The organism is Trichocoleus sp. FACHB-46 (assembly GCF_014695385.1).
Taxonomy (GTDB): domain Bacteria; phylum Cyanobacteriota; class Cyanobacteriia; order FACHB-46; family FACHB-46; genus Trichocoleus.
Window position 1 is genome coordinate 84,155 of record NZ_JACJOD010000011.1, and the last position, 11,659, is coordinate 95,813.

Annotated in this window: 10 protein-coding genes; 4 read left to right on the top strand and 6 right to left on the bottom strand. The window is 48.0% G+C overall.

The genetic code is table 11. The annotated features are described in order from the left end of the window. Positions 1-45: 45 nt before the first annotated feature. Both H6F72_RS06955 and H6F72_RS06960 read right to left on the bottom strand, forming a co-directional pair. Complete coding sequence (locus H6F72_RS06955) at positions 46-2,817, bottom strand: transporter substrate-binding protein (protein ID WP_199298942.1); 2,772 nt, start codon at positions 2,815-2,817, stop codon at positions 46-48. A 17-nt stretch (positions 2,818-2,834) separates the two neighbouring features. Continuing rightward, positions 2,835-3,680, bottom strand: coding sequence for an ABC transporter ATP-binding protein (locus H6F72_RS06960; RefSeq protein ID WP_370527459.1), 846 nt, complete (start codon positions 3,678-3,680; stop codon positions 2,835-2,837). Between the two features lie 245 nt (positions 3,681-3,925). Here H6F72_RS06960 and H6F72_RS06965 point away from each other — a divergent pair, with 245 nt between their 5' ends. Further along, positions 3,926-4,744, top strand: a complete 819-nt coding sequence (locus H6F72_RS06965) for an ABC transporter permease (RefSeq protein ID WP_190433145.1) — start codon at positions 3,926-3,928, stop codon at positions 4,742-4,744. 63 nt (positions 4,745-4,807) lie between these two features. On the opposite strand, the gene H6F72_RS06970 is transcribed toward H6F72_RS06965, so the two are convergent. Beyond that, the gene (locus tag H6F72_RS06970) at positions 4,808-5,752 is read right to left on the bottom strand and encodes an ABC transporter substrate-binding protein (RefSeq protein ID WP_190433147.1); all 945 of its coding nucleotides are present in this window, start codon (positions 5,750-5,752) and stop codon (positions 4,808-4,810) included. A gap of 214 nt (positions 5,753-5,966) precedes the next feature. On the opposite strand from H6F72_RS06970, the gene H6F72_RS06975 reads away from it, so the two are divergent. Further along, positions 5,967-7,124 carry an acetamidase/formamidase family protein gene (locus H6F72_RS06975; RefSeq protein ID WP_199298943.1) on the top strand — a complete coding sequence of 386 codons (1,158 nt, stop codon included), beginning with the start codon at positions 5,967-5,969 and terminating at the stop codon, positions 7,122-7,124. A 141-nt stretch (positions 7,125-7,265) separates the two neighbouring features. Then, the gene (locus H6F72_RS06980; protein WP_190433148.1) at positions 7,266-7,652 is read left to right on the top strand and encodes a Rid family detoxifying hydrolase; all 387 of its coding nucleotides are present in this window, start codon (positions 7,266-7,268) and stop codon (positions 7,650-7,652) included. Here the strand turns inward: H6F72_RS06980 and H6F72_RS06985 are convergent. After that, a complete protein-coding gene (locus H6F72_RS06985) occupies positions 7,649-9,157 on the bottom strand; it encodes an ATP-binding protein (RefSeq protein WP_190433150.1) in 1,509 nt (502 codons plus the stop codon). The genes H6F72_RS06980 and H6F72_RS06985 overlap by 4 nt on opposite strands. 466 nt (positions 9,158-9,623) lie before the next feature. On the opposite strand from H6F72_RS06985, the gene H6F72_RS06990 reads away from it, so the two are divergent. Then, positions 9,624-10,001, top strand: a complete 378-nt coding sequence (locus tag H6F72_RS06990) for a helix-turn-helix transcriptional regulator (protein WP_190433152.1) — start codon at positions 9,624-9,626, stop codon at positions 9,999-10,001. Between the two features lie 22 nt (positions 10,002-10,023). Here the strand turns inward: H6F72_RS06990 and H6F72_RS06995 are convergent, their stop codons facing one another. Together H6F72_RS06995 and H6F72_RS07000 are read right to left on the bottom strand one after the other, a co-directional pair. Further along, positions 10,024-10,665 carry a GerMN domain-containing protein gene (locus H6F72_RS06995; RefSeq protein WP_190433154.1) on the bottom strand — a complete coding sequence of 214 codons (642 nt, stop codon included), beginning with the start codon at positions 10,663-10,665 and terminating at the stop codon, positions 10,024-10,026. Between the two features lie 131 nt (positions 10,666-10,796). Further along, on the bottom strand, positions 10,797-11,603 hold the full coding sequence (locus H6F72_RS07000; RefSeq protein ID WP_190433156.1) for a DUF2993 domain-containing protein: 807 nt from the start codon (positions 11,601-11,603) through the stop codon (positions 10,797-10,799). Between the last annotated feature and the right edge of the window lie 56 nt (positions 11,604-11,659).

Genomic DNA, 11,659 nt, shown 5'->3' on the forward strand with positions numbered 1-11,659 from the left:
AACGGGCATCTCGTGCTTCGAGCCTGCCTACAACTATTCAGGAGACTACTCAGGCACAGAGGCAGCTTCAGCTTCACTAACGAGGAATGGGGCACTTTGGCTAATGGGGATTTCGATCCAAAACTCTGCTCCTGTCCCCGGTTGGGTGTTGCACCAAAGGGTTCCCCGATGTTTCTCCACAATGATTTGGTAGCTGATAGAGAGTCCTAAGCCTGTTCCCTGACCGACGGGCTTAGTTGTAAAAAACGGATCGAACAAGCGTTGAACCACAAAAGCAGCCATACCAGGGCCGTTGTCTTGAATCCGCACAGCGACTCGCTCTGGATGTAAGACTTCAGTGCGGATTGTAATAGTGGGTGCAGGCTCTGTCAGACCGGATGCGATCGCTGCCTCACTTTGACTATCCAAGGCATCAATGGCATTGCTCAAGATATTCATGAAGACCTGATTTAGCTGTCCGGCGTAGCATTCTACTTGGGGTAAGTCGCCATATTGCTTAATCACCTCAATCCCTTGAGAGCCTGGTCGAACTTTGAAACGGTTTTGCAGGATGAGTAAAGTGCTATCAATTCCTTCATGGATGTTGACAGGCTTCATCTCTGATTCGTCTAGCCGAGAGAAGTTGCGGAGCGACAGAACAATTTGGCGAATGCGATCGGCCCCGACTCTCATAGAACTCAGCATCTTCGGTAGATCTGCAACTAGAAACTCAAAATCGTTGGTTTGGCGATGTTGCTGAATTTCTAACGCTGGCTCAGGATAATGCTGCTGATATAGATCAATGAGTTTTAGCAAATCCTGGGTGTATTCATTGGCGTAACTCAGGTTGCCGTAGATAAAATTCACAGGGTTATTGATCTCATGGGCGATCCCTGCCACCAACTGACCCAAACTCGACATTTTCTCAGTCTGAATTAACTGGGTTTGGGTGGTTCGCAGTTCTGCCAAAGCTTGGGTGAGCCGCTGAGCTTGAGCTTGAGCCGCAGCAGCGGTGGCTCGACTCTGAGCGTAAAGCTCGGCTTGATCGATCGCGATCGCTAACTGGTCGGCGACATCCTGCAATAACTCCACTTCATCCGTACTCCAAGACCGAGAGCCGCTGTAATGCTCACAAACAATGGCTCCGATTTGTCCAGAATTGGTATAGATGGCGATCGCTAGCAAAGAAACGAGACCTAAATCCGTTAAAGCTTCTCGGCTCCTAGTGTCTAATTGAGGAGCCGTGGCAATGTTGTCAATCCACAGCGGGCTCAGCTTCAGCAAGATTTCCCCTAGCACTTCCACGGCGATCGTGGGGGGTGGCAAGGAGCGATGAGTCAGGTGAGGCGCAGAAACTTCATGGGCCAATTTAAACCGGGCGGCTTCCTCGCTCTGGTTGTACCAAAGAAACTCGCAGCGATCGATCTCGAAGAGATGGTGAATTTCCTGGACAGCAGTCCGCACAATGGTTTCTAGCTCTAGCGTGCTCCGGATTTGAATGGATAGGCGACGCTTCAGCAGTTCTTCTCGCTTGGTCAACTCTAGCAACTGATTTTTGGCTTGTTGCAGATGTTGATTGGTGTTTACCAGTTCGGCCATCGCCACTTCTAGTTCTCGCGACTTGCGCTCTAGCTGGCAGCTGTACTGGATGACCTGGGGCACTTCTGCTAGTAAGTCAAGGATTAAAGCTGAATCTCTCAAGTCAGATTCATCTACACCAAACCAGGGTTGGGGCTTGATCGAGCGTTCTGAGACATATAGCGACTGAAATTGCCCCGTGGGCAAAATCTCACCAATGCGGCAACTCTTCCAAACATGGTGATTCGGCTCAATCTGAATGAAACCACTAGGGGCAATCAAGGTTTGGCCATAGGCAGCGCAGCGAACTGGGTGGGTTTCAAAGGATTCAGCGGTTTCAACGGCTTGTTTCCATAGATAAACCTGGCTGTAAGCGGCTTCGACGGGATCGCTGGTGACTCGCTCTGCTCCGTACAGCGTTTTGAACCGTTCTACGAAAGCCTGGTTTGGCAAACTGTCAATGCTTTGGAAATAGCTCCAAGTAGCGTAGTGTCCTGCCATTGCTGCTGGAGTGATGCGTTGCAGTTCGTCTTCGGTCACGCTCACCGCCATAATGGGAATTTCTGCCGCGGAAATCCCTGCTGCATGGTACTGCTGGTAAAATTCCACATTGCCGTTGCCGTTTAAAGTGCTAAAAACGACATCGGGTCTAGCTTGTTTGATTTGCTCAATCACGGAGCGATAATCTGTGGTTTCTAAAGCGGGATAGGCTTCGCCCACAGTCATGCCTCCCAGTTGCTTCAACCGCGCTTTGATAATTTTGTTCGCAACTCTGGGAAAGACATAATCCATGCCCAGGAGATAAAAGCGGCGATGTTGATGCTGAAACAACCAATTGACGGCTGGCTCCACTTGCTGATTGGGGCAGGCTCCGGTGTAAAAAATGTATTTGGAACACTCCAAACCTTCATACTGCACGGGGTACCAGAGCAAGCGATCGAATTCTTCTAAGACTGGTAAGACCAACTTGCGGCCTGTAGAAGACCAACCGCCAAACAAGGTGACGACTTGCTCATTTTTTAGGAGCTTTCTAGCTTTTTGTTCAAAGACGTAAGGGTCAGAAGCGCTATCTTCCACCACAGGTACGATCGCTTGACCGAGCACTCCCCCGGCTTGGTTAATTTCAGCGATCGCCATTAAGGCAGCATCTTTCAGAGACGATTCGCTGATTGCTAGCGGCCCACTTAAAGAATGTAGGATTCCAACTCGGACGGTGCCATCTGGAGGATTCATCGTGCGCTGTGCTACCAAACTGCTCATAAACCTGACATGCCGAATTAGCCTGGCTCAAGGCGATCGCGCATGGTATGAACGACCTGTCGTTTAATTTGCAGAAATTCCGGGGTCAACTTCAATTCCATATCCCGCTGCGTTGGCAAATCTATGCCAATTTCTGCCTTGATCTGCCCTGGATGGGCACTCATTACATAAATCCTCTGAGATAGAAAAATTGCTTCTTCTACGTCATGGGTAATCATCAAAACTGTGACGTGGGTTTGCTCCCAAAGATTGAGCACAAACTGCTGCATCTGCTCTTTGGTTTGGGCGTCCAAAGCGCCAAATGGTTCATCCATCAGAAGAACATCTGGTTCATTCGCTAAAGCCCGCGCGATCGCCACTCGTTGTTTCATCCCACCCGATAGCTGTTTAGGATAAGCTTTGGCAAATTGAGTTAGCCCAACTACGTCTAAATAATACGCTACCCGTTGCCTCCGTTCCGGTTTGGGTAGACGCTGCAACTTTAGCCCATAACCAATGTTTTGAGCGACGGTGAGCCAGGGAAATAGCGTGTAGCTTTGAAAGACCAAACCGCGATCGCGACCGGGGCCTTGCACTGCCACACCATCCATCAGCACTTGCCCAGACGTGGGTGGAACCAGCCCTGCCACAATATTCAGTAGGGTTGATTTACCACAACCAGACTTGCCCACAATACAGACAAACTCATTAGGGTAAATGTTGAGGTTGATGTCTTGCAAGACTACCAGCGGCCGTCTCTGACTCTGAAAGGTTTTGTTGAGGTGGCGGACCGCTAGTTTGGGTTGGCCCATCGAGGTGGCTAGGCTATTAACACTGGAAGCAGTTTCAAGACTGGAATTAGGAGGTCTAGTAAACGGTGCCATTGCGAATTGCCTCAGGGTGAGCATGAGTCCGACCAATGGTAGTGCCTCAGACCCTCTATCTTCAGCATGCCCTTGGGCAATCTAGGCGTAACGGATGTAACCGAAGGGGTGTTGACCTGAACTTTTAGCCCTGAACTTTTAGCTGGGGCGGGTAGGTAGGCGATCGCTGCCTTCAGATGACTAATTTGGGCGTGCTAACTTGGGCAACATCCAATGAATTTTTACAAGGAATTTTTACCAAAGTTATGACTAAAAAGCTATTTCAGGCTTGGTGTAGTCTCTGGAAAATTCGGGGTGAGATTTCTAAGCGTCTATATTTTTTGATGGTGCTTCTATCTATTTCAATACCTCTGTTAGGTTGGGCTTGCATCACTTACAGCGGCTGGGTAGATAGCCAGTTTTTGCCAAGCCCCACTACTGTGTTAGCTCGTGGCTATACTTCACTACAAAGTGGGGAATTAATTGCAGATCTAATCGCTAGTTTGTCAAGAGTAATTTGGGGCTTCTTGGCTTCAGCTATTCTTAGCATTCCTTTGGGGTTAATGATTGGTGCCTTCAAGAGTATGCAAGGGCTTCTAGAACCAATTTTGGGTTTGCTTCGGTATATGCCAACTGCTGCTTTTATCCCTTTAATTATTTTATGGATTGGCATTGATGAGCCAGCCAAAATCGCCATTATCTTTCTGGGTACCTTCTTCTATAACATCTTGATGATTGCTGATGCCGTCAAGTTTATTCCGAGTGATTTAATTAAAGTTAGCTATACCTTGGGAGCCAAAGAAAAAGACATCTTCTTCGATGTGATTTTTCCAGCTACGCTACCTCATATTATTGATACTCTCAGAATCAATATTGCGACGGCCTGGAATTTTGTCGTAATTGCCGAGTTGATTGCAGCTAGTTCAGGTCTAGGCTATCGGATTTTAATGGCTCAAAGAGCTTACCAAACCGATGCCATTTTTGTGGGGATTATTGTGATTGGTTTAGTAGGCTTACTAATAGATTTTAGCTTCAAGCTACTCTTTAACTTAGTCGTACCTTGGGCGACCGATAAAAATCATTAAAAGTTATTAGTTGGATGAGTGCGATCGCATCAAGCACCCACCAAACTTGCTAATTGAGTTAGCTCAAAGTAACTTCACCAAAGAATCATCATAGATTTTATTGACATCCACTACAACGGGAGTTAGGTTCATATCTTTGGCAGTTTTGGCTGCAAACTTCAGACTGTCAAAGACATTTCTAGGATGTTGAGGGTTAAAGACAATCTTCTTGTTGTCTTCAATGCCGAATAACTTGACTCCCCCCACTTGTTGTGCGGCTTCTTCCGGAGTAACGTTGAGCCGCTTGGCTACAATAGCGATCGCTTTTTCATCTTTCTGCTGGACCAGCGTTACTGCTTTGTCGATCGCTTTCAGGTAGGCTAAAATTTCAGCTCTCTTGGTTTGAATCACCTTCTCCTTGGCGATCAAACCATCAGGAACAATATTGCTGTCTTTGCTAGTAAACAGAATCTTGCCGCCGCCTTGCTTTGCTGCCTTGGCCATCCAAGGATCATAAGTTACGGCAACATCAACTTTTTTGGCGGCAAATGAAGCAGCAGCATTAGCGGCTGAAGTATCAACAATCTTGATGTCCTTCTCTGTTAACCCGCCTTTTTCTAAATAGCGTCGTAGTAGTAACACTTCAAACAAAAGATTTTCCCGAGCTACGGTTTTACCCTTTAAATCAGAGGGTTGACTAATGTCACGACCAATAATGCCGTCAGAGCCATCTGAATAGTCAAAGAGCATTAATAGTTTAATGGAAGTGTCGCGCTGAGCCAATGGCACTAAGTCAGGAACTCCCGTCAAAGCTAGATCAACTTTGTTGGCTAATAAAGCAGTATTAGGGTCGCTTTGGGTGGGGAAGAAAACCTCCTTAACTTCAATGCCCTCTGCTTTAAACAGATTCAAATCTGTCGCGACATATTGGGCAGCAAATCCTGGCCAAGGAGGAACCCCAACAATCAAAGGCTGATTAGCAACAGAATTGGTTTGAGGTTGGGAACTACAAGCAATTGGCAAGCACAAGGCCAATGAAAATAAAAAGAATAGAAAGCCTGTTCGATAGCGATTAAGCATACTTCTGAACATACTTAATTCCTGGTAAGTACCTGAACTTAGTTAATCATCATCCTACTTCCGGACTGTGTGATCCTTAAGCATTTGTGGCTGGCTGGTTTGCTCTAAGTTTATCTAAGCTATTGTTTAACTGATTCAGTGCTTGTCCCTGTGGGGTGGATCAATGACAGAACATCAGCATGACTCTGATCAAGACTCATCTGCCTATGCAATGGAATTCTGTCGAGATCCGGAAGTCGCCAAACTGGATATCTTGGCGATCGCTGAGACTGTGCGAGATGCGGGAAACCTGCATGTCCTTAAAGCCACACCTAACACCTGTTTCTGGGGCTTTTTTGATCAGTCTTTGCCCCCAGTCCTCACGATCAACTCCGGGGACATTGTTTATGTGGAAGCCTTGACTCATCAAGCGGGAGGAGCACCCGATTTGATGATGGACCAAGGTGTGCGGGATGTCTACGAACAAGTCAGCGATCGCGGTCCAGGCTTACACATCATGACAGGGCCGATCGCGGTGAAAGATGCTGAGCCAGGAGACACACTAGTCGTCAGAATTTTGAAGACCACGCCGCGTCTGCCTTATGGAGCCAACATTGCCGCTCATTGGGGCTACCTGTACAACAGCTTCCGCAAAGAGCGCATTACTGTTTACAAACTAGATACTGAATCGGGATTGGCCCAACCTGCCTTTGCTTACGACTTCAGAGAGCGCCCGTTGTATAACCAACCGGGATTGATAGTGCCGCCCGTAGCCACCCACCGCGAGCCGATCAAAACCCATGTTGCTATTCCTCTACGACCTCACTTCGGCATTATGGGGGTGGCTCCTCCGCAGAAGGGTCGCGTCAATAGCGTTCCCCCTGGACCTTTTGGTGGCAATATCGATAACTGGCGCATGGGAGCAGGGGCTACGGTTTACTATCCCGTGTTTACGCCCGGAGCCAACTTCTTTGTTGGGGACCCTCACATGGGGCAAGGAGATGGCGAAATTTCAGGCACCGCGATCGAAGCATCAATGAATGCTTGGCTGCAAATCTCGCTCTTGAAAGACTTTCCCATCGGCAGCCCTCTCCTGGAAACTCAATCCCACTGGATTACCCACGGCTTTCACGATGATCTCAACCAAGCGGTGCTCCAGTGTGCCGATCAAATGCTGGACTTCTTACAAACCAAGCGTAAGATGACTGCTGACGAAGCTTATGCCCTCATGTCAGTTGCGGTAGACTTCGGGATTACTCAAGTCGTGAATCAGCGACGAGGCTGTCACGCTGCACTCCCCAAACAGCTATTTTTACCAACACCTGATCTACCTGAAGTTTAAGTTACAGGCTCGCGCTGCATAAAAACTCGAAGCATTTTCTAAATTGTTTTTTAGAACACACTTTGGGGAACGCTGAGAGGCGAAGAAGGCGGTAAAACGTCGAAAAAAACGCAAAAAACTTGTCGAAATTGGAGTTTCCCTGTGCTCGAATACATTACTTTGCCTAATACGCTACCTCCTGTTGCGCCTTACTCTCACGCAGTTCGAGCGGGTGACTTTCTGTTTGTCACAGGTCAATTATCTGAAGACCCTGAAACTGGAGAGATTGTGCGAGGTCCGATTGCGGAGCAAACTAAGCAAGTCATGGAGAATCTAAAATTAGTTTTGGAGCATGCTGGTACAGGTCTAGACAAAGTGGTAATGAGTCGGATTTTTATTACTGATTTTCGGGAATATCAAACTGTCAATGAAATTTATTCGGCTTACTTTCCAGCTAATCGCTTACCGAGCCGAACCACAGTCGGAGTGATTGGATTGGCAGGGTTAGGTGATGTGGAAATTGATTTAATTGTTTATTGCGGTGATTAGGTGGCGATGGCGGGTTGGAGCGGTAACTTGAGGCAAAATTCTGCTCCTCGGCCTGATTGTGAGACGCACCAAAGTGCCCCTTGATGAGTTTCTGTCACAATCTGCTGGCTGAGAGCAAGCCCGATTCCAGTTCCTTTCCCCGTCGGTTTAGTGGTAACAAAAGGTTCAAAGAGTCGAGCTTTTACTTCATCGCTGATTCCGGGACCGTTATCAGCAATCGAAACAGTGATTGTGCTTGTATCTTCTGCTTTGGTGCGAATGGTAATTCTGGGAAGTAGGCAAGAATTGTCGGTGCAATTCTGAGTAGTGCGATCGCTACTTCTCAAAGCATCAATAGCATTACTCAAAAGATGCATAAAAACTTGATTAATTTGACCTGGATGGCATTCAATCAAGGGTAAATTGCTGTACTCTTTGATGATTTGAATCCCTGGAAAGCCACCCGCTGGTTTCAGGCGATGCTGCAAGAGTAACAATGTGTTGTCGAGGCTCTGATGAATATTGGCTCGTCGCATGCAGGCATCATCGGGTCGAGAAAAGCTGCGTAAAGATAAAACAATGGATTGGATTCGCTTAACCCCAACCGCTAGCGAAGTTAAAACCTTGGGAAGATCCTGAACTAAGAATTCGAGGTCAGCCAGTTTGATTTGTTGTTGAATCTCTAGCTCAGGTTGCGGGTGGTACTTTTGGTAGAGCGCTAATAGGTTGAGTAAATTGTGGCTATACTCCCTCACATGCCCCAAATTACCATAGATGAAGTTGACAGGATTGTTAATTTCTTGAACAATACCTGTCACTAATTGACCCAGGCTAGACATTTTCTCAGTTTGAATCAGTTGCGCCTGGGTTTGTTTCAGCTCAACTAACATCGTTTCCAGTTGCTGCGCTTGTTGTTGTGCCGCTGCCGTCGCTGCCTCGCGCTGCTGAAACAGTTCTGCGTGACTTAAATCAATAGCTAGTTGTTCGGCTTCGCTCTCTGATTGATATTGGCTCACGACTGCATCTAAGGTTTCTAGGAGCCTGGTAGAAGCAGCGCTCAGAATCGCTTGCAAATGGGGATTTTCTAAAGTTAGTTCTGCGGCTGGAGCCGTCGCGATCGCTCGCACCTGATAAATGTAGTCGCGTACTTGTTGGTCTAGATTCAACGGTGGCTCAAAATACATCGTTTGCAGAGCCGGAGACAAACGCCCTGGCAGTTTCAGTCTGGCATCCCCTTTTAGCAACCCTTGATGAGACTGCTCCATCAACGCGAGCGCTGATAGTAAGACAGACTGCAACCGAGTCCGCTCAGCTTCATCACGACTGCAAACTAGTTGCAAAGCGAACAAAGCTGTCCGTTGAGAGAGCATCCGCTGGCGACCGCTTACATTCACCACTGCCGCATTAATCTCTCGGCTGGTACTAAGCTGCTCTAAATCGAAACTGTTGCCAAAACTGAACACAGACAATAACTCCAAATGAAGTAACTTGTGAGAAACATCAGGATTCACAGATGCATTATTCATGACCTTTCTGCACTCAATTACCTCTGTGAAACGATGAGCCTAGGCTAAACAGTTTGAGCACCCTAATTTCACCGAAAAGGTGATTAAACCAATGGTAAAAACCTACTACTTGTTACCTCTGTGACCTAATGATGAGCTTTTTGGTCCTACCTTAGAGATGACAGGCAGCGAAGAGCTAAATGTGTTTTTGAATACTAAAACTATGAACTGAATAATCCGACAATATCGTGTCTTTTTATACTTGATTGCACTAACTTTGTGATCAAACTAAGAATTCTGGTGGCGATGGCGGTCATTCGGATGAATTTAATACTGAAGTAGAAAAATTTGCAAGATTGCTGAGCTTGAGGTTCAACAAATCCTCACAAAACTCGCGGTGAATAAACAGCTTTGTTGATCCCTCTATTGTCAAGTTGGTTTTGACTGCTAATATGTGGGGATCAGTTCCCTTTGTGGTCAGATTGGCATGAAGTTAATGCAGCCCGTACCGCAAGAAGTGATGCAGCAAATTGCTGAGTACTTCAGTATCTTGAGTGAGCCAATGCGTCTACGAATCTTGAACTTGTTGCGCGATGGTGAGAAATGCGTACAAGATTTGGTCGAGGCTACGGAAACTAGTCAAGCTAATGTTTCTAAGCACCTAAAGGTGATGCTGCAAGCAGGAATCTTGAGCCGACGGACTGAGGGAACTTCGGCCTACTACAGCATCGAAGATGACCTGATTTTTGAGCTTTGTAACTTAGTTTGCGATCGCCTCGCCACCCGGATTGAGCAACAAGCTCACTACTTCCGCACCTTTGGTCTAGCTGAGCAGTCCATCAGCGTCAGCACTCCTGAACATTAGGCCAAAACACGAAATCAGAGTACTAGAGCGGGAAGTCTCTGGCAAAGCTTTGGCGCGTAAAAGGTTGCTCGAGAAGTAAGCCTTCACCCCCTAACGTTTCTAGCAGTTCGCCATTGACGGAGAGCCAAACTTTAGCATCGGCCTGGAGACTGGTGGCGGTGTAAAGGACTTGCGCCACTCGACCCGTCATGGAGGCGCTGCCGCCCCCTTGAGTAAACTCCTCTGAGAAGTCAATATGAATACCGTCTGGCTCCACGGTTAGGCTGCGAAGTTTCGTGCCTTGAGGCAGGGTCGTGGCGATCGCAGTATCTCCCGCCTTAGGGCCAGCCAACAATTCAGCAAAGGCGGCTTTCAGAGCGGCTTCTGGCTGCAAGTCAGTCTGTAAAGCTGTCTGATTGGGTACAGTTTCTAGTCCTTTGCCTGTGTCTTGAAGCCAATAGGGGCGGGCTAATTCTTCTTGAGCAGGCTGAGCGACTTGGGTTTGCGGCGGTTTGGTAGTGGAAAAATCTGTAGAGTTGGTGGCATTGGGCATCCGGGTGGCGAGGTCCGGTTGAGAGGTTTGCCAAGCCAGCCAAGCGGCTCCTCCCCCTGCTGCCATAATCAAGGCTGACAAGCCCGCAATTAGACCGACGGAAACTGGACGGGTCCGAGATTGGTCTTCCATAGGAAGCTCCTGTTGAAAGGTTAGTAGTGTGGTAAATGCACTACCAGAGCTGATGACGGTAACAACCCACCAAAGTCAGATGGTGAAGTCCGAGTGACTACAAAAGCATACCCAAGTTTTTCGCCCAATCTCTAGTTTGATGGGGTGGCAGGAGAAGCTGGAGGTGTTTCAGCGCGGACAAAAGCGACAATATCGATCTGTTGCTCTGGCACTACCTTTAATTGTAGGACTCGTGCCGTTACTGCTGGCCCAGCTAATTGGTCAAGGTCAAACCGCTCCGTGACCCCCTTGGCGATCGGGTCGAGGATTTCCTGGGGCACTGCTTCCCCATTCACACTAATGCGTGGCTCTACTAATTGCAATCGCTTCCCAGCCACAACTGCTAGACCCGACTCGACGGTAATTTGCAATCGATCGCTTTGCCCCTGTTCTTGCAATTCCGCCTTGGCCCGAATGCGATTGTTGGGCAGCAACTCCACCTGCGGGTTGAGAAAGTCGTAGCGTTGTACTTGCTGGGCTTCCGAGTCCTCTAAGGCGCTAGCCCCCAAATCCCGCAAACGTTTGGTCACTGTAGGGGAACTGAGGGCGCGATTAATATCTGCTTGGGTCAAAACCAGATGCACCCCTGCTTGCAAAGGGCGATCGAGCTTCAGACCTTTGCCGCCACCACGAGGGTTGATGTCAATCGGATCGGTTTCAACGTCTAATGCTGCAATCCGAAATTCTGACAGGGGAAACAAGCCTCGACCGGCAATCCTCACCTTTTCTGCCTTGCCCTGGACGATTTGGTAACTGGGGGCGTTATCAACTCGGACTTGCAACTGCTCCACTGACTTAAATTGCGATCGCACGGCATTTTCAGCTACGCGATCGAGCACTAAGCCTGCGGGTGAAACCAGAGCAATCAGGCTCGACAGAAAAATGGTGAGGAATTCCATAACAAGTCCGGAGTTGAGGAGGTGCGACCGACCTAACCCCCAGCCCCCTCCCTACT

Excerpts from the sequence above, each read along its gene's own strand:
- H6F72_RS06995 (WP_190433154.1), bottom strand. The coding sequence starts at position 10,665 with ATGGAAGACCAATCTCGGACCCGTCCAGTTTCCGTCGGTCTAATTGCG.
- H6F72_RS06990 (WP_190433152.1), top strand. The coding sequence starts at position 9,624 with ATGAAGTTAATGCAGCCCGTACCGCAAGAAGTGATGCAGCAAATTGCT.
- H6F72_RS06965 (WP_190433145.1), top strand. The coding sequence starts at position 3,926 with ATGACTAAAAAGCTATTTCAGGCTTGGTGTAGTCTCTGGAAAATTCGG.
- H6F72_RS06955 (WP_199298942.1), bottom strand. The coding sequence starts at position 2,817 with ATGAGCAGTTTGGTAGCACAGCGCACGATGAATCCTCCAGATGGCACC.
- H6F72_RS06985 (WP_190433150.1), bottom strand. The coding sequence starts at position 9,157 with ATGAATAATGCATCTGTGAATCCTGATGTTTCTCACAAGTTACTTCAT.
- H6F72_RS06960 (WP_370527459.1), bottom strand. The coding sequence starts at position 3,680 with ATGGCACCGTTTACTAGACCTCCTAATTCCAGTCTTGAAACTGCTTCC.
- H6F72_RS07000 (WP_190433156.1), bottom strand. The coding sequence starts at position 11,603 with ATGGAATTCCTCACCATTTTTCTGTCGAGCCTGATTGCTCTGGTTTCA.
- H6F72_RS06975 (WP_199298943.1), top strand. The coding sequence starts at position 5,967 with ATGACAGAACATCAGCATGACTCTGATCAAGACTCATCTGCCTATGCA.